The sequence below is a fragment of the Microbispora bryophytorum genome (assembly GCF_006874465.1).
Lineage (GTDB): Bacteria > Actinomycetota > Actinomycetes > Streptosporangiales > Streptosporangiaceae > Microbispora > Microbispora bryophytorum.
The window spans coordinates 80,980-99,963 of record NZ_VIRL01000011.1 but is presented as its reverse complement, the minus strand read 5'-3'; the positions used below and the strand labels follow the sequence as shown (position 1 = coordinate 99,963).

19 protein-coding genes and 1 pseudogene are annotated in these 18,984 nt (G+C 71.8%); 14 read left to right on the top strand and 6 right to left on the bottom strand.

The genetic code is table 11. The features are described from left to right. Positions 1–19: 19 nt before the first annotated feature. Positions 20–994, bottom strand: coding sequence for a helix-turn-helix domain-containing protein (locus FLX07_RS20375; protein WP_142572410.1), 975 nt, complete (start codon positions 992–994; stop codon positions 20–22). Positions 995–1,479: 485 nt separating this feature from the next. Between FLX07_RS20375 and FLX07_RS20370 the strand changes: the two genes are divergently transcribed. The 10 genes and pseudogenes from FLX07_RS20370 to FLX07_RS37090 all read left to right on the top strand — a co-directional run bounded on the left by FLX07_RS20370 (position 1,480) and on the right by FLX07_RS37090 (position 10,418). Further along, complete coding sequence (locus FLX07_RS20370; RefSeq protein ID WP_208762307.1) at positions 1,480–1,929, top strand: hypothetical protein; 450 nt, start codon at positions 1,480–1,482, stop codon at positions 1,927–1,929. Between the two features lie 262 nt (positions 1,930–2,191). After that, positions 2,192–2,731, top strand: a complete 540-nt coding sequence (locus tag FLX07_RS20365; protein WP_208762306.1) for a flavin reductase family protein — start codon at positions 2,192–2,194, stop codon at positions 2,729–2,731. A gap of 39 nt (positions 2,732–2,770) precedes the next feature. Then, positions 2,771–4,306: an FAD/NAD(P)-binding protein gene (locus tag FLX07_RS20360; RefSeq protein ID WP_142572409.1), complete on the top strand. Its 1,536-nt coding sequence runs from the start codon at positions 2,771–2,773 to the stop codon at positions 4,304–4,306. A 93-nt stretch (positions 4,307–4,399) separates the two neighbouring features. After that, positions 4,400–5,215 carry a class II aldolase/adducin family protein gene (locus FLX07_RS20355; RefSeq protein ID WP_223853913.1) on the top strand — a complete coding sequence of 272 codons (816 nt, stop codon included), beginning with the start codon at positions 4,400–4,402 and terminating at the stop codon, positions 5,213–5,215. Between the two features lie 135 nt (positions 5,216–5,350). Next, positions 5,351–6,679 (top strand): annotated as a pseudogene (locus FLX07_RS20350) (class II 3-deoxy-7-phosphoheptulonate synthase); the annotation flags it as partial. A gap of 51 nt (positions 6,680–6,730) precedes the next feature. Continuing rightward, complete coding sequence (gene aroH, locus FLX07_RS36555; protein ID WP_167748333.1) at positions 6,731–7,117, top strand: chorismate mutase; 387 nt, start codon at positions 6,731–6,733, stop codon at positions 7,115–7,117. Continuing rightward, positions 7,117–8,334 carry a prephenate dehydrogenase gene (locus FLX07_RS20345; RefSeq protein ID WP_223853937.1) on the top strand — a complete coding sequence of 406 codons (1,218 nt, stop codon included), beginning with the start codon at positions 7,117–7,119 and terminating at the stop codon, positions 8,332–8,334. The genes aroH and FLX07_RS20345 overlap by 1 nt, the downstream gene beginning before the upstream one ends. 148 nt (positions 8,335–8,482) lie before the next feature. Further along, on the top strand, positions 8,483–9,472 hold the full coding sequence (moaA, locus tag FLX07_RS20340; protein WP_142572406.1) for a GTP 3',8-cyclase MoaA: 990 nt from the start codon (positions 8,483–8,485) through the stop codon (positions 9,470–9,472). 38 nt (positions 9,473–9,510) lie between these two features. Further along, positions 9,511–10,131, top strand: a complete 621-nt coding sequence (gene mobA / locus FLX07_RS20335; RefSeq protein WP_229689849.1) for a molybdenum cofactor guanylyltransferase — start codon at positions 9,511–9,513, stop codon at positions 10,129–10,131. Between the two features lie 11 nt (positions 10,132–10,142). After that, positions 10,143–10,418 (top strand): DUF6457 domain-containing protein, encoded by a 276-nt coding sequence (locus FLX07_RS37090; RefSeq protein ID WP_208762304.1) that lies wholly within the window; start codon positions 10,143–10,145, stop codon positions 10,416–10,418. Positions 10,419–10,827: 409 nt separating this feature from the next. On the opposite strand, the gene FLX07_RS20330 is transcribed toward FLX07_RS37090, so the two are convergent. Beyond that, entirely contained in the window at positions 10,828–11,151 is a 324-nt protein-coding gene (locus tag FLX07_RS20330) for a DUF3099 domain-containing protein (protein WP_229689850.1), read from the bottom strand. 85 nt (positions 11,152–11,236) lie between these two features. Between FLX07_RS20330 and FLX07_RS20325 the strand changes: the two genes are divergently transcribed. Continuing rightward, the gene (locus FLX07_RS20325) at positions 11,237–11,452 is read left to right on the top strand and encodes a dodecin (RefSeq protein ID WP_142572404.1); all 216 of its coding nucleotides are present in this window, start codon (positions 11,237–11,239) and stop codon (positions 11,450–11,452) included. Positions 11,453–11,590: 138 nt separating this feature from the next. Here the strand turns inward: FLX07_RS20325 and FLX07_RS20320 are convergent, their stop codons facing one another. Both FLX07_RS20320 and FLX07_RS20315 read right to left on the bottom strand, forming a co-directional pair. Next, positions 11,591–12,973 carry a metallopeptidase TldD-related protein gene (locus FLX07_RS20320; protein WP_142572403.1) on the bottom strand — a complete coding sequence of 461 codons (1,383 nt, stop codon included), beginning with the start codon at positions 12,971–12,973 and terminating at the stop codon, positions 11,591–11,593. After that, entirely contained in the window at positions 12,970–14,466 is a 1,497-nt protein-coding gene (locus FLX07_RS20315) for a TldD/PmbA family protein (RefSeq protein WP_142572402.1), read from the bottom strand. Before FLX07_RS20315 ends, FLX07_RS20320 begins: the two co-directional genes overlap by 4 nt. Before the next feature lie 77 nt (positions 14,467–14,543). On the opposite strand from FLX07_RS20315, the gene fabG reads away from it, so the two are divergent. The 3 genes from fabG to FLX07_RS37085 all read left to right on the top strand — a co-directional run bounded on the left by fabG (position 14,544) and on the right by FLX07_RS37085 (position 16,713). Continuing rightward, on the top strand, positions 14,544–15,248 hold the full coding sequence (fabG, locus tag FLX07_RS20310; RefSeq protein WP_142572401.1) for a 3-oxoacyl-[acyl-carrier-protein] reductase: 705 nt from the start codon (positions 14,544–14,546) through the stop codon (positions 15,246–15,248). 21 nt (positions 15,249–15,269) lie between these two features. Further along, a complete protein-coding gene (gene fabI, locus FLX07_RS20305) occupies positions 15,270–16,034 on the top strand; it encodes an enoyl-ACP reductase FabI (RefSeq protein WP_142572400.1) in 765 nt (254 codons plus the stop codon). Between the two features lie 256 nt (positions 16,035–16,290). Then, positions 16,291–16,713, top strand: coding sequence for a helix-turn-helix domain-containing protein (locus FLX07_RS37085; RefSeq protein WP_208762303.1), 423 nt, complete (start codon positions 16,291–16,293; stop codon positions 16,711–16,713). A gap of 90 nt (positions 16,714–16,803) precedes the next feature. Here the strand turns inward: FLX07_RS37085 and FLX07_RS36550 are convergent, their stop codons facing one another. Together FLX07_RS36550 and FLX07_RS20290 are read right to left on the bottom strand one after the other, a co-directional pair. Beyond that, entirely contained in the window at positions 16,804–17,871 is a 1,068-nt protein-coding gene (locus tag FLX07_RS36550) for a hypothetical protein (RefSeq protein WP_167748324.1), read from the bottom strand. 152 nt (positions 17,872–18,023) lie between these two features. Continuing rightward, positions 18,024–18,962, bottom strand: a complete 939-nt coding sequence (locus FLX07_RS20290; protein WP_142572399.1) for an aldo/keto reductase — start codon at positions 18,960–18,962, stop codon at positions 18,024–18,026. Positions 18,963–18,984: the final 22 nt, after the last annotated feature.

Here is an 18,984-nt window from a genome sequence, read left to right as displayed (position 1 = left end):
TCACCTTTCCGCTGGTCGGTCAAATCGGTGCGGGGCTGCCGGTGGATTCGGCGGGGCTCGTGTTTCGTTGCTTCCGGAACTCTCTGGGCGTGATGCCGTACCGATCCCGGAAGAGGCGGCTGAAATGCGAGGCGCCGTAGAATCCCGATCGCTCGCCCACGGCAGCGATGGACAGGTGGTCGAGCCCGGGATCGGCCAGCTCCGCCCGGCAGCGGGCCAGTCGCTCGTCGCGGATCCAGCGCGCCGGGCTGGTGTTGTGCTCCTGGAATATCTTCTGCAGATACCGGAGTGAGACGTTGTGCCGCTGGGCCACGACGGCCGGGGTGAGGTCCGGGTCGGCGAGCCTTTCCCGGATGTACGCCTGGATGCTCAGCATCAGGGCCTGCCTGCCCGCGTCGGCGTCGGCGGCCAGCGACCGCATGCGCTCGGCGAAGAAGGCCGCGGCCAGGCCCGCCACGCTTCCACCCAGCAGCCCGATCGCCGTGCCGACCTTGCCGCTGTGCTTCTCGAGCCCGATGAGGAGATTGGACACGAGCGCGCCGAGTCCCTCTGAACCGGTGCAGGATCTCGCGGTGAGAAGTTCGGTGTCCTTCGGCGTGAGTCCCATCAGACGATGCGGAAACAGCAGGGTCGCCATACGGAACGGCTCCGGCATGACGATTTTGTAGGGCCGAAGACTGTCATAGCAGACGAATTCCGGATCACGGACGACCGCGTGCCGGCCGTCCTGGAAGACCCATATCTCGCCGGTCAGCGGACGGCATACCCTCAGGTATCCCTCGGCACTCCGGTCGATCAGCCTGCTGGGCCGGATGAGTTCTCGGGGCCCTCCGTCGACCAAGGAGAACCGAACTTCACCGAACTGCCTGACGGACGTGGTCCCGTCGAGCTCCGCCCGGTGATCACGGATGATCTCCAGGTGACCCTGCGAACGCGCGATCGGTTTCGTGGGGACGGCGGTTTGACGTGCAATCGGTACTTGGACAGGCAGCATCGATCAATCACCTCGTCGGTAAGACCTAGTGGTAGACGTGCCGTTCCGCGAAGGCACAACCGCGACCTCTTCATACGGGGCTTAGTCCTCGAACGGATTGATGTCGCCCCGGGGTCCGCTTCGCCCGTAAGACATGAGAACATGCGCTTTGCCCGGTTTGCTATGGCGATCGAAGTTTTCGATGACTGCCACACGTGCCGCGGAAACAACGCCGGTGGGCCGCGGACGCCGCCCACCTGGATCCGGTCATGCCGCCGGCCGCCGAACCGTACTACCGCGCGCGGTCACCGGCGATTTACGCGCGTATCCGCGCAAGGAAACGTGCGTGCTCCACCAAGTGGGCGGACGGCCGCGTCGCTAACGTCCAGTCGTCGCCCGGGCCTTTCCGCCGGCGGCGGCGCATTCCCCGCATCGGGTGACGGCGCCCGCGCGGGCCGGCGTCGTCGGCGCCGGACGGAGCTTCCTGCGGACACGAGGAGATCGACGTGGTCAAGACGCGCCACCACGAGGGCGAACAGGCAGTGCAGAAGCGGGCGGGCGAGGGACACGCGGGCTGGGGGTCTCCCATGTTCGACGACGTGATCCAGCCGGGGTTCGCCCACTTCCTCAGGCGGCAGCGCATGCTCGTCCTCGGCGCCGCCGATCCCGGGGGCGCGGTGTGGGCCTCCCTCGTCACGGGAGGCACGGGGTTCGCCGGCCCGGCCGGCGACCGCGACCTCGTGGTCGCCGCCCTGCCCGTCGCACTGCAGCTGACCGGCCGCGCCCGGGTCGACTGGGACCCGCGGCGAAGCGCGGAACTGCCCGGGGCGCTGCGGATCGTCGAATTCGACGTGGAACGCGCGGTGGAGATCCGCCACGCGACCACGCTGCGCTGGGGCCCCGGCGCCTTCGTCCCCCTGCGGCCCGGCGCCCGGCGACGCCTCCCCCGGCGCTGATCCGCGCCTGTGCGCTTTCACCGGAGAAAACGCGAACGGCGTGTGTCCCTGCGCCACGGCCCGGTCGCCCTGAGATCGTCGTGCACCGTCAATCTCCGGTGCGCACTCCGGCAAATGTCCGAGCCGGCGCTCGGTAATGTCGTCGGTGTCGAGCCGATTCGATTTACGTTCTGCGGCCGTCGAGGGTCCGTCCCGCGGGGGTCGTCATTTCCTGAGCATGCGTTGAATATCTCGTGTCCGATGCTCCCCGGGAGGACCAACGATGGGTGAGGCGCCAACGGCAAATCAGGTGGCGGTCGCCGTGCAGGACGACCTGCGCACGGTGATGCGCAATTTCGCCACCGGCGTGTGCGTGGTGACCACGTTCTCCGGCACCGCTTCGCTCCGCACGCACAACGCCCTGACGATCAATTCACTGACCTCGGTCTCGCTGGACCCTCCGCTGATATCGCTGAGTATCCGCCGTGAGTCGACGTTCCTGGCCGATTTGATGGAGTCCCGGGTCTGGGCGGTTTCCATCCTCGACGCCGAAGGTGAGGATCTGGCCCGGATATTCGCCCGTCCGGAACAGGAAAGGAAAAAGGCACTGAGCAGTCTCCCCGCGAAGCCGGGCGAGCGGACCGGCGCCCTGCTCCTGGACTCCTCGGCATGGCTGGAATGCCGCTACTGGAATCACCTCGTGGCCGGCGACCATCTTCTGATCGTCGGGGAGATAGTCGGACTCGGTACGAACCATGCGCGGGTGCCGCTGGTATTCCTGCAGGGGGCATTCCACCGAATCGACCTGAACCGGATCGGCTAGCGCCATTCCTTCTCCATAATCGACAGGCGAGGCTGACACATGTCTGGAATCTCAATCGGTGTGATCGGAGGCGGCGCGTCCGCGGTCTGCCTCATCGACGCGTTGGCCCGGGAGCGGGGAAGGCCGGGCAGCATCACCGTCTTCGAACCGTCCCCCAACCTGTGGCGGGGCCGGGCCTACCAGGTCGACACCGAGGTCATCAAGGTCAACGCGACCCCCGACGACATGTCGGCACGGGTGGGCGATCTTCACCACTTCGAGCGCTGGCTGGAGCTACGGGAGCGCGTCGCCGACGACGCCGGGTACGTCGACGCCTACTCGGGAGCGCGTTTCGTCCCGCGCACCGTCTACGGCGAGTACCTGGAGCAGACGGCGTACGCGGCACTGGGGGAGCTGCGCAGACAGGGCTGGCGGGTCGACCTCGTCGGAGCCGCGGTCACCGGAGCCCGCCGGACCGCCGACCACGTGCTGCTCAGCACGGGCGGCACGAGCGCCGCCGCTTTCGACTACGCGGTTCTGTGCGTGGGAGGTGACGGCCCCAGGGACGTCTACGGGCTGACCGGCGCGCCCGGCTTCGTGCCCGACCCGTACCCTGTCTCCGGCAAGCTCCGCCACGTCGGGGAGCGGCAGGACGTGGCCGTCGTCGGCAGCGGCCTGACCGCGGTCGACGTCATCCTCCAACTCGACGCGCAGGGGCACGAGGGACGGATCACCCTGCTGTCCAGGAGGGGTGTGCTCCCCGCCGTCCGGCAGCGGCCGCTCGAGCTCGAACTCCGCCATCTCACCAAGAGCCACATGCGCTCCCTCGCCCGGCAGCGGCGGGAGATGTCCGTCGAGGACTTCACGGCGGTCGTCCGGGCCGAGCTCGTGGAGGCCGGCGCGGACCTCGACGCGATCCGCGCCGAGATCGTCGACGTGGACATGGAGCCGCCGGTCGACCGCCTGCGCCGTCATCTCGCCGCGGTGGACTCGCCGGACCCGGGCCTGCGGATCCTGCAGCGCGCGGTCCCGGACATCGGCCCCGACGTCTGGCCCCTGCTGACCGAGCGGGACAGGGCGGCGATGCTGCGCTCCCACTACCGCACCGTCATGAGCCTGTGCTGTCCGATGCCGCCGAGCAGCGCGGCGCGGCTGCTCGAACTCGTCGACGCCGGCCGGCTGGAGGTGCGGTCCGGGCTGCAGAAGGTCGCCGTGCGCTCCGGTGGCGGCTTCGAGCTCGCCACCTCCGACGGGGAGGTCATCGGCGCCGACACGGTGATCAACGCGGTGAACGCGTCCGAGGACCGCATACCGGCCGCCGCGCGGTCCCTGGTGACCTCGCTCACCGCCGGCGGCGCCGCGAGCCCCCACCCGCACGGCGGACTCCGGCTGGCCCGGGAGACGAGCCGCCTCATCGCGGGCGGCGCACCGGATCCGCGCCTGTACGGACTCGGCACCATCGGGGCCGGAGCGCTCTTCTTCACCTTCGGCATCCCGTCGCTGGTGGACCGCGGCGAGGACATCGTCGCGGCCATCCTCCAGCACGCGGAGGCCGGAGAGACCACCCGGTCCGAGGACGTCCTGCTCCCCGCGTAGCGGGGCCCGGCAGCCGCGCCCGCGCACCGGCTCAGCACCACCCCAGCAGCACAGGCCGGCAGCACAGACCAGCAGCAGAGAGGTGAGACGACCATGAGCATGACCACGGCCGCCGAGACGCGCCCGGCGTACCTCGCGGACACCGCGACAGGCCTGCCCATCCCGGGCGAGCCGGTCTTCGACAACCCCGACGACACCCGCCGCCACCGCAAGCAGCGCCTGGCGGCCGCCCTCCGGCTGTTCGGCAAGTACGGATTCGGGGAGGGCATCTCCGGCCACATCTCCGTACGCGACCCGGAACACCACGACCGTTTCTGGGTGAACCCCTTCGGGGTCTCCTTCAACCGCGTCCGCGTCACCGATCTGATCTGCGTCGACTCCACCGGACAGGTCGTCCACGGCAGGCACCGGGTCAACCCCAGCGCGTTCGTCATCCACTCGCAGATCCACGAGCTGCGGCCGGACGCCACCGCCGCGGCGCACGGGCACACGGCGCACTCGCGCGCGCTCGGCGCGCTCGGCCGCCTGCTGGAGCCGATCGACCAGGAGTCCGCCGCCTTCTACGGCAGGCAGACCCTCTACGAGGCGTACGAGGGTCCCTCCGTGTCCATGGAACAGGGCCGGGACATCGCCGAGAAGCTCGGCGACAACCGCGCCATCCTGCTGCGGCACCACGGGCTGATCACGGTCGGCGGCTCGCTGGACGAGGCGGTCCACTGGTTCTTCACCTACGACAGCTGCGCCCAGGTGCAGCTGCTCGCCCTGGCGGCCGGCACCCCGCAGCGGTTCACCCGTGAGCAGGCCGAGGCCGCGGGCGCCGGGTTCGGCGATCCGCAGCTCGGCTGGTTCAGCTTCCAGCTGCTCTGGGACGAGATCGTCGCCGAGCAGCCCGACCTGCTCGAGGAGTAGCACGCCCGCCGAGGTCCGGGTGCGCGCGCATCCGGACCCGGCACCCACACCCGTGAGGCAGAAGGTGCGACCCAACGCGTGCATCGCCATCGAAAGCACGGACGATCTCGTCCCCAGCCGGAAGACACCACAGCCATGAATCCTTCGCAGAGTGCCCCGGTGGGCCAGCCCTGGCGAGACCTACCTGCGGCGCAGCAGCCCGAGTACCCCGACCGCGAGGCTCTGCGCGGTGTGATCGCGGACCTCGAGTCGTACCCCCCGCTCGTCTTCGCCGGCGAGTGCGACCAACTGCGCGCCCACCTGGGAGCAGTCGCCAGGGGTGAGGCGTTCCTGTTGCAGGGCGGCGACTGCGCCGAGACCTTCGGCGGGGTCTCCGCCGGCCAGATCCGCGACAAGCTCAAGACGCTGCTCCAGATGAGCGCGGTCCTCACGTACGCCGCCTCCCTGCCCGTCGTGAAGGTGGGCCGGATCGCGGGGCAGTACTCCAAGCCGCGTTCCGCGCCCACCGAGACCCGCGACGGCGTGACGCTCCCGAGCTACCGCGGCGACTCCATCAACGGCATGGAGTTCACCCCCGAGGCCCGCACACCCGACCCGGAGCGGCTCAAGCGGATGTACCACGCGTCCACCTCGACGCTCAACCTGGTGCGGGCCTTCGCCACCGGCGGGTACGCGGACCTGCGCCAGGTGCACTCCTGGAACCAGGACTTCGTGCGGTCCTCGCCGGCGGGGCGGCGCTACGAGTCCCTGGCCCGGGAGATCGACCGGGCGCTGAGCTTCATGAACGCCTGCGGGGCGGATCCGGGGGAGCTCGGCGCGGTGGAGTTCTACGCCTCCCACGAGGCGCTGATCCTGGACTACGAGTCGGCGCTCACCCGGACGGACTCGCGCACCGGGCGGTTGTACGACGTGTCGGCGCACATGGTGTGGATCGGGGAGCGCACCCGGCAGCTCGACCACGGGCATGTCGCGTTCGCCGCGGAGATCCGCAACCCGATCGGGGTGAAACTGGGCCCGTCGAGTACGCCGGAGGAGGCGCTGGCCCTGATCGACCGGCTCGACCCCGAGCGCGAGCCCGGCCGGTTGACGTTCATCACCCGGATGGGCGCGCGGGCCGTCCGCGACCGGCTGCCCGAGCTGGTGGAGAAGGTGACCGCCGAGGGCGCCCAGGTGGTGTGGGTCTGCGACCCGATGCACGGCAACACCTTCGAGGCGGCCTCCGGGCACAAGACCCGCCGTTTCGACGACGTGCTCGACGAGGTCAGGGGCTTCTTCGAAGTCCACAGGGCGCTCGGCACCCACCCGGGCGGCATCCACGTGGAGCTCACCGGGGACGACGTCACCGAGTGCCTGGGCGGCGGCGACGAGATCCTCGTCGACCACCTGCACCGGCGCTACGAGACCGCCTGCGACCCCCGGCTCAACCGCAGCCAGTCCCTCGAACTGGCCTTCCTCGTCGCGGAGATGCTCCGTCAGGACCCGGCGGGGAGGGGGGCTTCCCCGGGCGGGACGGAGATGACCGTCCGGGCGGTGCGGGGCGCCGTCCAGGTCGAGCGGGACGACGAGCCGCACCTCCTGGAGAGCGTCCAGACCCTGCTCTGCAGGATCATGGATGTCAACGACCTGTCGCCCGACGACCTCATCAGCATCGTGTTCACCTCCACCCCGGACCTGGTGAGCGCGTTCCCCGCCGCGGCGGCCCGCGCGATCGGCCTCACACACGTCCCCCTGATGTGCGCCCGGGAACTGGACGTGAACGGAGCGCTGCCCCGAACGGTGCGCGTCCTCGCGCACGTGCGGACGGCTCGAGCCGTCCGCGACGTCCGGCACGTGTACCTGGGGGGCGCGGCGGCGCTGCGCGAGGACCTGGCACAGCCGGGAGAAGGGGGAGTGACCCTGTGATGCGCACCATGGCGGTGGTCGGCACAGGTTTGATCGGGACATCGGTGGGGCTCGCGGTGAGCCGGCACGGCGTCATGGTGCATCTGCTGGACCAGGACGAGACGGCGGCCCGCACCGCGGCGGCGCTGGGCGCCGGTGTGGCCGGCGCCCCGGCGGAGCGGGTGGACCTCGCCGTGATCGCCGTACCGCCCAGCAGGGTCGGCGCGGTGCTGGCCGAGCAGCAGTTGCGCGGACTCGCCCACGCCTACACCGACGTGGCGAGCGTGAAGTCCGCCCCGGCCCGGGACGTGTTGCGCACCATCTCCGACCCGGTGACATTCGTGGGCGGGCATCCGCTGGCCGGCCGGGAGAGGTCGGGCCCGCTCGCGGCCCGCGCCGACCTCTTCGAGGATCGGTCATGGGTGCTCACGCCCACGCAGGCCACGTCGCAGCCGGCCCTGAACCGGGTCCTGGAGATGGTGGCCCTGTGCGGTGCGATCCCCGTGGTGATGGAGGACCAGGCGCACGACGCCGCCGTGGCGTTGACGTCCCACGCCCCGCACGTGGTGGCGAGCCTGATGGCGGCGCGGCTCCAGGCCGGGCCCGAGGAGGCCTTCCGGCTCGCCGGGCAGGGACTGCGCGACGTCACCCGCATCGCGGCCGGCGATCCCCGCCTGTGGCGCGACATCCTCCAGGCCAACGCCGCCGCGGTCGCCAGAGTGCTGCGAGCGCTGAACGACGACCTGTCGGCCGTGCTGGCGGCGCTCGACGACCTCGCGGCGGCCGAGCCGGTGCGCGAGGGTCACAGCGTGATGAGGATCGAGGACCTGCTGCGCCGGGGGATCGCCGGACTCGACCGGATCCACGGCAGACGCACCGGCACGGGGCCGGGCCAGGTGCGGCTGCGGGTCGCCCTGGGGGAACGGCCGGGGGAGCTGGCGCTGCTGGTCGCCAGGCTCGCGGAGTTCGGAGTCGGCCTCGACGACGTCGCCGCCACGGCGTCTCCGGATCGTGGGGCCCTCTTCGCGGAGTTCGGCCTGTCCGCGATCCGGGCGGAGGCCGCGCAGCGGGCGCTGACGGAGGAGGGCTGGGCCGCCGAACGCCTCCACCCGATCACGGCGCCGGCGGGCTCGGGCGGCGCGGCCGGCGTCGCCCCCCTGCCGCCCGCCGATCCCGGCGCCCAGTCCCTTCACCACCAGGTGGAGGCCGGCCGGCAGGAGGCCCTGAGCAAGCCCTGAGCGAGCCGTGAGCAAGCCGTGAGCGCGGCGGCGGCGAAGGCCGGTCGGGGCCCCTGGCCCGGGCGGAATCACGGCGGACGCCGGGAGGTTGCCGCCGTCGTGACGGCAGGGCTTAGGCTTGAGGCTCTCTGGGGTTGGAGGTCCTTTCGTGCTGGTTGACTCGTTCGGCCGGGTCGCGACTGATTTGCGGGTGTCGCTGACCGACCGGTGCAACCTGCGGTGCGCGTACTGCATGCCGCCCGAGGGCCTCGACTGGCTGCCCAAGCCCGAACTGCTCACGGGTGAGGAGATCGTCCGCCTGGTGACGATCGGCGTGGAGCGGCTCGGCATCCGGGAGGTCCGCTTCACGGGTGGCGAGCCGCTGCTGCGGCGGGAGCTCGTCGAGATCGTGGCCGCGGCCGCCGCGCTGCGCCCGCGTCCCCAGGTGTCGCTGACGACCAACGGCATCGGCCTGGCCCGCCTCGCGGAGCCGCTCGTGCGGGCCGGTCTCGACCGCGTCAACGTCTCGCTGGACACGCTCGACCGCGACGTCTTCGTCCGGCTCGCGCACCGCGACCGGCTGCGCGACGTGCTGGACGGGCTCGCCGCGGCGACGGCGGCGGGCCTCACGCCGGTCAAGGTCAACGCGGTGCTGATGCGCGGCGTCAACGAGCACGAGGCCGCGCCGCTGCTGCGCTACTGCCTCGACCAGGGGTATGAGCTGCGCTTCATCGAGCAGATGCCGCTCGACGCCCAGCACGGCTGGCGCCGCGACGACATGATCACGGCCGACGAGATCCTCGGACTGCTGAAGGAATCCTTCGACCTGACCGAGGACGACCCGCGTGAGCGGGGCAGCGCCCCCGCCGAGCTGTTCCTGGTCGACGGCGGCCCGCAGCGAGTGGGCGTGATCGGCTCGGTCACCCGGCCGTTCTGCGGCGCCTGCGACCGCGTCCGGATCACCGCCGACGGCCAGGTCCGCAACTGCCTGTTCGCCACGGAGGAGTCCGACCTGCGTGCGGCGCTGCGCTCGGGCGCCTCGGACGAGGAACTGGCGCAGCGATGGGTCGCGGCGGTGCGGGGGAAGAAGGCCGGGCACGGCATCGACGATCCCGCGTTCCTGCAGCCGTCCCGTCCGATGTCGGCCATCGGCGGTTGACGGAGCCCCCGGAGAGCCCTGGAGCCCTGGAGCCCGTCGTGCGTTCCCGCCACGAAACCGGAACCGGAACCGGAACCGGATCGGGGGCGTACGACGCCGTGATCCTGGCGGGGGGCCGGGCCGAGCGCCTCGGCGGGGCGGACAAGCCGGGCGCGCTCGTCGGCGGGCTGCCCCTGGTGGAGCGCGTGGCGGCGGCGGTCCGCGACGCCCGCGCCGTCGTCGTGGTGGGCCCGCCGAGGGACATGCCGGGCGTGCTGTTCGCCCGTGAGGACCCCCCGGGCGGAGGGCCGGTTCCGGCGTTGCGTGCCGGGCTCGCCGGGGTGACCTCCCCGCTGGTCGTGCTGCTCGCCGCCGACCTGCCGTTCGTCGCCGCCGACCACGTCGGGGCGCTCCTGGCGGCCGTGCCCGAGGACGGCGCGGGCGCGGTGCTCGTGGACGACGAGGGCCGCGAGCAGTGGCTCACCGGCGCCTGGCGGACGGCCGCGTTGCGGGCCGCGCTCGGTCCTTACGAGGGGCGGTCGCTGCGCGGGCTGCTCGGCCCGCTGGCACCGGCGCTCGTGCGCCCGCCCGTGGCGCCCGGGGAGACCCCGCCGTGGTTCGATTGCGACACCGTCGACGATCTCCGCGCGGCCCGCGAGCGGGCCCGAGGGCGCGGGTGAAGGGAGTACGCGTGAACGTGCTGGAGGAATGGACGGCACTGGTCTGCCGCGAGCTGGGCATCGACCCCGCCCGGGTGGACCGGACCGCGGTGCTCGACCTGACCAGGGATGTGGCGCACGGAGTGGCGCGGCCCGCCGCTCCGCTGACCGCCTATCTGGTGGGGCTGGCGCAGGGCGCCGGCACCGCCCCGCCGGACGTGGTGGAGCGGTTGTCCCGGATGGCCGAGGACTGGGCGGCGGAGGCGACCGCAAGGACGGCCGCGACCACTGACACCCCCGACTCCTGACGCCGGTTTCCACGGCCCCGGCGCGCCGCATGAAGGGGAAGGGCGGGCGCCGGGGGCCGCTCGGCGGAAGGGCCGTCCCTGCCGGGGACGACCGCGACGGCCGGTCTGTGACGACGTGCGCAGGGCCGATATCTGTGCCGACTCGTAACCGTGCGAAGTCGAAACCTGTGCGAACTCAAAGCCGTGTGAAGTCGAAGCTGCGTGAAGTCGAAGCTGTGCGAAGTCAAAACGTGGGGCGGGTTTTATGGAGAAAAGGGCGACGCCGGGTGGTTACGGGGGCAAACCACCCGGCGTCGCTTCATCGGCGTTCCGACGGGGGCCCGGAACGCCGGCACCAGCGCTCCGACGGGGGACCAGAGCGCTTGGCTAAACTGTACACCTCCAACCCATGGGTTGCGTCAAGACTTTGTCACGACCCGATCTCGCGTCGATGGCGTGGTATCTCGTTTTGGTCAGGTGAGGTCAAGTCCGGGGGTGGAGGAGGCTCGTGACCTCGCTGATTGGCCCCGATAACGGCAAGGTATGGCAAAAGAACCGCGCCTGCGACGAACAGGGCCTTGACAGGCCAGGGGGCAGGCACCGCCACCGCCAGAATGAGGCACACGAGCCGGACGCCCATCTTGATGAGATAGCTGATCTCCCGCTTGCGCACGTCGTCGGTCAGCGACGGCTGGGCGTCCGTCACCTGGTGAACGACCGCGCGGTCTTTTCGCAACCAGCGCCATGGATTCACGCTTTCCACGGTAGACCCCGGGGGAGGCGAGAGTGATTCCCGCACGGCGATACGATCACGCGACAGGCACAGGCAGGAGGACGTGATGTCGGACCGCACCTATCGGGTGAGCGAGATAGTGGGCACGTCGGCCGAGAGCATCGACCAGGCTGTTCGCAACGGCGTCAGGCGGGCCGCCCAGACGCTGCGGCACCTGGACTGGTTCGAGGTGACCGAGGTGCGCGGGCACATCGTGGACGGCGAGGTGGCCCACTTCCAGGTCGGGATGAAAGTCGGCTTCCGCCTTGAGGACGCCGAATAAGGCCCGAATGAGGCCCGAATGAGGCGACGCGAGGTCCCGGCGCCGGCCGGCGGAGCGCTCTTCCGCTCCGCCGGCCGCTGACGACCCACGACCCATGCGACCGGTGGCGGGGTCGCGACCCCGCCGAGTGACGAGCCGTCAGCTGGCCTGGCTGACCGTCGACATGTTGAAGTCGGGCACCCGGACCGGCGGCATGACGGCGCGGGTGAACCAGTCGTTCCACTCGCGCGGCAGCGTCTGCTCGCTCGGGCCCACCTCGCCGAGGCGGCCGAGCAGGTCGACCGGCGACTCGTTGAACCGGAAGTTGTTGACCTCGCCCACGACCTCGCCGTTCTCGACCAGGTAGACGCCGTCTCTGGTCAGCCCGGTGAGGAGCAGCGACTGCGGGTCGACCTCCCGGATGTACCACAGGCAGGTCAGCAGCAGGCCCCGCTCGGTCGAGGCGATCATCTCCTCCAGCGAGCGGCCGCCCTCAGGCCCCGTCATGATCAGGTTGTCGATCTGCGGGGTGGCGGCGAGCCCGGTCAGCTCGGCCGAGTGCCGGGTCTGCACGAGGTTGGTCAGCGTGCCGTCGCTGATCCACTCGGTGTGGGCCAGGGGCAGGCCGTTGTCGAACACCGACTGCTCCCGGCTGGAGGAGTGCGCGACGACGAACGGCGTGCACTCGACGCCGGCCCGCGCCGGATCGCTGTGCAGCGAGATCGGCATTGTCGAGAGCCGCTCACCCACCCGGGTGCCGCCGCCCGGCCGGGAGAACACGGTGCGGCCGTCGGCGGCGTCCCGCGCGCCGGCCGACCAGTACAGGTAGATCATCAGGTCGGAGACCGCCGTCGGCGGCAGGAGCGTCTCGTAGCGGCCCGGCTCCAGGCTGATCCGCCGCTTGGCCCAGTCGAGCCGGCGGGTGAGCGTCTCGTCCAGTGCGGCCACGTCCACGTCGGAGAAGTCGCGGGTGGCCACGCCCGTCCAGGCCGAGCGCGTCATGTCCGCCGACTTGGCGTTCAGTTCGAGCCGCCCGGTCGGCTGGTCGTGACGCACCCGCAGGCCCGCGGACGATCCGACGAACGTCGAGGTCACGCCGTGCTCGGCGAAGCCGTACAGCCGGCGTCCCGAGGCGTCGGCGGCGGCGAACGCCTCGCCGAGCGCGGGGGCGAAATCCCCGAACACGTCGATGGAGGTCGGCTCCACCGGGCGCTCCCACCCCGCACCGGCGGCGCCCTCCACCAGAGGCCGGGCGTCCTCCGACGGCCGGGCCTCCCGCGCGGCGCGATCCGCCGCGGCCACCACGTCGGCCAGCTGGTCGGCCCGTACGGCGGAGCGCGAGACGACCCCCACCCCGGCGCCCACGACGGAGATCACGGTGAGCCGGGACGAGCGGGCGACCCCGTTGGTCGTCAGCGTGTTGCCGGCGAAGCGCAGGTTGGCGGTCGAGCCCTCGTCGGCGATGACGACGCAGCCGTCGGCCTCGCTCAGCGCGAGCGCCCGCTCCACCGTCTCCTGTGGTGTGGTCACCCCGTCGCTCACTTGCTGCCACCCTCCTGGACGGTGTTGAGGATCCGTACGCCGCGGAACAGCGCGGCCGGAGCGCCGTGACTGACCGGCGCGACCTGGCCCGGCTGGCCCTTGCCGCAGTTGAAGGCGCCGCCGAGCACGTACGTCTCCGGGCCGCCGACGGCCTCCATGGAGCGCCAGAAGTCCGTCGTGGTCGCCTGGTAGGCCACGTCGCGCAGCTGCCCGGCCAGGCGGCCGTTCTCGATCTTGTAGAACCGCTGGCCGGTGAACTGGAAGTTGTACCGCTGCATGTCGATCGACCAGCTCTTGTCGCCGGCGACGTAGATCCCGCGCTCGACGCGGGAGATCAGCTCGTCGGTGGACGGGCCGTCCGCGGCCGGCTGGAGCGACACGTTGGCCATCCGCTGGATCGGCACGTGCCCGGGGGAGTCGGCGAACGCGCAGCCGTTCGACCGGCCGAGCCCCTTGAGCAGCGCCATCCGCCGGTCGAGCTGGTAGCCGACCAGCGTGCCCTCGCGGACGATGTCGAACGACTGGCCGGCCACGCCCTCGTCGTCCCAGCCGACGGTGGCCAGTCCGTGCTCGACCGTGCGGTCGCCCGTCACGTTCATCACCGGAGAGCCGTAGTGCAGGCTGCCGAGCTGGTCGAAGGTGGCGAAGGATGTGCCGGCGTAGGCGGCCTCGTAGCCGAGCGCCCGGTCCAGCTCGGTCGCGTGGCCGATCGACTCGTGGATCGTCAGCCACAGGTTCGACGGGTCGATCACCAGGTCGTACGGCCCGGCCTCGACCGAGGGCGCCTTGAGCTTCTCGTCCAGCAGGTCGGCGATCTCGGCCAGCTCGGCGGGGAAGTCCCAGCCGGTGCCGGTCAGGTACTCATACCCCCGGCCGACCGGCGGGGCCAGCGTGCGCATGTCGTCGAACCGGTCGCCGTCGGCCCGCATCGCGGTCAGGACGGGGTGCAGCCGCACGCGCTGCTGCGTGGTCACCGTGCCCGCCGTGTCGGCGTAGAACTTCTGCTCCTTGACCTGCATGAGCGAGGCCGAGACGTGGTCGACCCTGCCGAGCAGGCCGGACGACCACTCCGCCAGCAGCGCCGCCTTGTCCGGCAGCGGCACGTCGAACGGGTCGACCTCGTAGGCCGACACCCAGGTCACGTCGTCGTACACCGGCTCGGGGGCGAGCTCCACCGGCTCGCGGTTGATGGGCGCACTGACCGCCGCCACCCGTACGGCCTCCTCGGCGGCCCGGGCCGCCGCCTCCGGGGTCAGCGCGATCCCGGACGCGAAGCCCCACGTGCCGTCCTTGATCACCCGTACGGAGAAGCCGAGGTCGTCGGCGTCCGAGGAGCCCTCGAGCCGGGCGTCGAACAGGCGCAGCGTCTCGGCGCGCACGCGTTCGAGCCGGAACGAGGCGTGCTCGGCTCCCAGGTCACGGGCGCGCTGCAGGGCCGCGTCCGCCAGCCGCCGCAGTGGCAGAGCGAGGAAGTCGGGGTCGATCTGGCGCATGTCCACGATCCTAACCCTGTGATCTTGTGCCCTGCGGACAAGTGGACTACCCCCAAGTAGCCGATACGGTCGGTCGCATGGTTCGCTCTGTACTCGTCACCGGCGGAAATCGCGGCATCGGCCTCGCGATCGCCCGCGAGCTCGCCGCCGCGGGGGACGCCGTCGCCGTCACCTACCGTTCCGGCGAGCCCCCGGAGGGGCTGTTCGGGGTTCGCTGCGACGTGACGAGCTCCGCCGACGTCGACGCCGCCTTCGCGAAGGCCGAGGCCGAACACGGCCCGGTCGAGGTGGTCGTCGCCAACGCGGGGATCACCAAGGACACGCTGCTGCCGATGATGAAGGAGGAGACCTTCACCGACGTCATCGACACCAACCTGACCGGCGCCTATCGTGTCGCCAAGCGGGCCGTGCGGCCCATGTTGCGCCTGCGGCGCGGTCGCATCGTGCTGATTTCCTCCGTCGTCGGCCTGTCCGGCTCCGCCGGCCAGACCAACTACGCCGCCTCCAAAGCCGGCCTGGTCGGCTTCGGCCGGTCGCTGGCCCGCGAGCTCGGCTCGCGCGGCATCACGGTCAACGTGGTGGCGCCCGGATTCGTGGAGACCGACATGACCGCGGTGCTCGACGAGGCGCAGCAGGAGCAGATCCGCAAGAGCATCCCGCTCGGGCGGCAGGCGCAGGCGGAGGAGGTCGCACGGGTCGTCAGGTTCCTGGCGAGCGACGACGCCTCCTACATCACCGGGGCGGTCATCCCCGTCGACGGCGGCCTCGGCATGGGCCACTGAGCGGACAGACTGGAGCTGGACATGGGTTTGCTGGACGGGAAGCGACTGCTGGTCACCGGCGTCCTCACCGACGCGTCGATCGCCTTCAACGTGGCCAGGCTGGCGCAGGAGGAGGGCGCCCAGGTCGTGCTGACCGGTTTCGGCCGCCTCAGCCTGGTCGAGCGCATCGCCAAGCGACTGCCCGAACCGCCGCCGGTGATCGAACTGGACGTCCAGAACACCGATCACCTGGACACGCTCGCCGACCGCGTCGGCGAGCACCTCGACGGGCTGGACGGAGTCGTCCACTCGATCGGGTTCGCCCCGCAGACCTGTCTGGGCGGCAACTTCCTCAACACGTCGTGGGAGGACGTCGCCACGGCGGTGCACGTCTCGACGTTCTCTTTCAAGTCGCTCGCCGTCGCCTGCCTGCCGCTGATGAAGGAGGGCGGCTCGGTCGTCGGCCTGGACTTCGACGCGACCAAGGCGTGGCCGGTCTACGACTGGATGGGCGTGGCCAAGGCCGGGCTGGAGTCGTGCTCGCGCTACCTCGCCCGTGACCTGGGCAAGCACGGCATCCGGGTCAACCTCGTCGCCGCCGGTCCGCTGCGCACGATGGCGGCCAAGAGTATCCCGGGGTTCAAGGAGTTCGAGGACTCCTGGCCGGAGCGCGCGCCGCTCGGCTGGGACCTGGCGGACACCGCCCCCGCCGCGAAGGCGTGCGTCGCGCTGCTGTCCGACTGGTTCCCCGCCACCACGGGCGAGATCGTGCACGTCGACGGCGGCGTGCACGCGATGGGCGCCTGACGGCGCCCCGTTCGCGACATCCCGCCCCTCGTCAGGGGCGGGCTCACGGGCCGCGGCGGCTTGCGGATCTTGCCGCGGCCCGGCGCTCCGCTTAGCATCTGGCGTGTCTGACGCCGCCCGTTCTCCGGAGCGGGCCTGTGGACGGTCAGGCGTGAGCGTGACGCCCGGGCCGCCCCGTCCTCGTACGCTCCGGGGACGGCCTCGCCTGCGACGACGTTGCCGCAGAACTCGTGTGCGCAGAACTCGTGTGGGGACCATGGGACGACCAGAGCGCCACCTCAGCCCCGAGGAAGGGCCCGTGCAGGCGTTCGCCGTCGCGTTGCGGCGGCTGCGCGAGGAGGCCGGGTCGCCCACCTACCGGGCCCTCTCGGAAAGGGCGCACTACTCGCCCACGGTGCTGTCGCAGGCCGCGAGCGGCCGTGTCTTCCCGAGCCTGGAGGTCACCCTCGCCTTCGTACGGGCCTGCGGGGGCGACGAGGAGGCGTGGGCGGGGCGCTGGCATCGCGTCGGCGCGGAGATCTCGGGGCGGACGGCGGAACCGCCGGAACCGACCCCGGGCGGTGGAGGGCCCTCGTCTCCGGCTCCCGGCGCCGCCGAGGCCGTCTCACCGGCCGAGGACGGCGGCGGGCTTGGCGGGCCGTGGTGGCGGGCATGGCGGCGCGCACGATCACGGCCCTGACGGCGGGCTCCGTGACGCGCACGATGCCGGCCCTGATCGGCGGAACCCGTCGATCGGCAGGGCGCAGCTCCGGCCGGTACGCTGCCGCGCTCAGGCGAGCCGGTGGCGTCCCGTCTTCCCCGGCAGCCGCAGGCCGCCCTCGAAGGGGATCGACTCGTCCGGCTCCTCCTGCCCGGCACGCGCCCGCCGGGCCGAGACCACGCGGGTGGCGAGCAGCGCCGACAGCAGCAGAACCGCGGTGAGGGCCGTCCCGGCCGCGTCGTAGGTCCGATGGTCCCGAGCGCGCGCGCCCGCCGGGGCGCCGCGCAGTTCGGGCAGTTCGGGCATCTTCTGCCCGGGCCACAGGAGGGGGATCACGCCGTCCTCGTCGGGGTCCACCTTCGCCGCGCGGCCCGGATCCGGAGTGTCCTCGAGCGCCGCGACGAGACGCGGCCGGTAGGGCTCGGGCGAAAGGGTGCCCTCGGGCGTCAGGGACGCCTTGGGCCGTGTCGCCTTCTTGCCGGCCGCCTGCGTCTTTCCGTCGTCCTCGCCGCTCTCGCGGCGCTCATCGGACGCGCAGCCCTCGCCGGCGACCAGGGGCAGGCAGGTGTCCTGCACGGCGCGGGTCAGCCCGTCGGTGAGCTTCTGGACGCTGGGGGAGGGGCTGTGGGCGGCTGCGCCCGTCACAGCTCCGGTCGCGCCGCGCACCGCTTCCGTGGCTCCGCTCACCGCTCCCGTGGCGCCGCTCACCGCTGTGCCCGCCGCGGTCGCCGCCGCGGTCGCCGCGGCGGTCGCGGTGCTCGTTGCTCCGCGCGCCGCCGCGGTCGCGGTGCTCGTGGCCCCGGTGAGCGTCTGTCCGGCCTTGTCGACCGCCTTGCCGACGTCGTTCACCGCCGTGCCCGCGGCTCCGGTGGTCGTCTTCAGCGTGTCGTCCACGGCCTTCGTGACCGGCTCCGTCAGCCCGCCGGTGGCCTTGTCCGCGACGTCGGTGACGCCGTCCGTCAGCTGGCCCACGCCGTCCACGAGGGAGCAGACGCCGCCGGTGATGCCGGAGACCAGGCCGCCGCCTCCCGTGCAGTCGAAGGCCTGTGCCGGGGATGCGGCGAGAGGGAGTCCTCCGCCCAGGGTGATCGCGAGAGCCCCGGCGGAGATCGCGGAGGCCTTGCCTACGATCCCCATGTGTCCCCTTCCGCAGTGCTCTGGTCCATCCCCCGACATACCCGCCACTCTTCGCCCGAGCGCGGGGTTATGCAGTAGAAAGTTGCAGTTCGGTATCGATGTGTGATACGTGAGGACGATTCTCGTTCGCCGTCCACGTCCGGCACGGCGGATCAGGGGTCGGAGACGTCGTCCAGTGCCTCGCGGATCTCCCACGGCAGTGTCAGCTTCTCGGCCTGTAACACGCCGAGGAGTTGCGCGTGGGTGCGCGCGCCGACGATCGCCGACGACACGCCCGGGCGGTCGCGCACCCAGGCGAGCGCCACGGAGAGCGGCGACACGCCGAGCCCCTCCGCCGCCGTCGTCACCGACTCCACGATGCTGCGGCACCGTTCGTCCAGGTACGGCCGGACGAACTCGGCGAAGTGCGGGGTGGCGGCGCGGGAGTCCGCGGGAATGCCGGTGCGATACTTGCCGGTCAGCACGCCGCGCCCGAGCGGTGACCAGGCGAGGACCCCGGCGCCCACATGCGCGGCGGCCGGCAGCAGTTCCTCCTCGGCCTCCCTGGCCAGCAGGGAATACTCCACCTGCGCCGCGACGATCGGGGCCCGCGAGTCGCCGCACCGCTGCCACGTGGCGGCGGCGGCGAGCTGCCAGCCCGTGTGGTCGCACACGCCCGCGTAGGCCGTACGCCCGGTCGAGACGGCGAAGTCGACGGCGGCGAGCGTCTCCTCCAGCGGCACCCGGGGGTCGAACGCGTGGAGCTGCCACAGGTCGACCTCCTCAAGCCCGAGCCGGGCCAGGGAGGCGTCGAGGGCGCGGATCAGGTGACGGCGGGAGGCGTCGCGCTCACCGCCGGGAGTGAGCACGGCCTTGGTGGCGATGACCAGCTCCGAGCGCGGCACCACGTCGCGGACGAGCCGGCCGATCAGGCGCTCGGCGTCGCCGCCGCCGTACACGTCCGCGGTGTCGATCAGCGTGCCGCCGGCTTCGGCGAAAGCGGTGAGCTGCGCCGTCGCCTCCTCGGCGGAGGTGTCGCGGGCCCAGGTCATCGTGCCGAGCCCGATCCTGGACACCGACAGACCGCTGCGCCCGACTAGTCGCTGGTCCATGGTGCGGACAGACTAGCCGATA

What these genes read in the sequence shown, in the direction of transcription:
- FLX07_RS20365 (WP_208762306.1), top strand. Translation starts at nt 2,192, where the DNA reads ATGGGTGAGGCGCCAACGGCAAATCAGGTGGCGGTCGCCGTGCAGGAC.
- FLX07_RS36550 (WP_167748324.1), bottom strand. Translation starts at nt 17,871, where the DNA reads ATGGGGATCGTAGGCAAGGCCTCCGCGATCTCCGCCGGGGCTCTCGCG.
- FLX07_RS20375 (WP_142572410.1), bottom strand. Translation starts at nt 994, where the DNA reads ATGCTGCCTGTCCAAGTACCGATTGCACGTCAAACCGCCGTCCCCACG.
- FLX07_RS20345 (WP_223853937.1), top strand. Translation starts at nt 7,117, where the DNA reads ATGCGCACCATGGCGGTGGTCGGCACAGGTTTGATCGGGACATCGGTG.
- aroH (WP_167748333.1), top strand. Translation starts at nt 6,731, where the DNA reads ATGACCGTCCGGGCGGTGCGGGGCGCCGTCCAGGTCGAGCGGGACGAC.
- fabI (WP_142572400.1), top strand. Translation starts at nt 15,270, where the DNA reads ATGGGTTTGCTGGACGGGAAGCGACTGCTGGTCACCGGCGTCCTCACC.
- FLX07_RS37085 (WP_208762303.1), top strand. Translation starts at nt 16,291, where the DNA reads ATGGGACGACCAGAGCGCCACCTCAGCCCCGAGGAAGGGCCCGTGCAG.
- FLX07_RS20360 (WP_142572409.1), top strand. Translation starts at nt 2,771, where the DNA reads ATGTCTGGAATCTCAATCGGTGTGATCGGAGGCGGCGCGTCCGCGGTC.
- FLX07_RS20290 (WP_142572399.1), bottom strand. Translation starts at nt 18,962, where the DNA reads ATGGACCAGCGACTAGTCGGGCGCAGCGGTCTGTCGGTGTCCAGGATC.
- fabG (WP_142572401.1), top strand. Translation starts at nt 14,544, where the DNA reads ATGGTTCGCTCTGTACTCGTCACCGGCGGAAATCGCGGCATCGGCCTC.
- FLX07_RS20315 (WP_142572402.1), bottom strand. Translation starts at nt 14,466, where the DNA reads ATGCGCCAGATCGACCCCGACTTCCTCGCTCTGCCACTGCGGCGGCTG.
- FLX07_RS20325 (WP_142572404.1), top strand. Translation starts at nt 11,237, where the DNA reads ATGTCGGACCGCACCTATCGGGTGAGCGAGATAGTGGGCACGTCGGCC.
- FLX07_RS20355 (WP_223853913.1), top strand. Translation starts at nt 4,400, where the DNA reads ATGAGCATGACCACGGCCGCCGAGACGCGCCCGGCGTACCTCGCGGAC.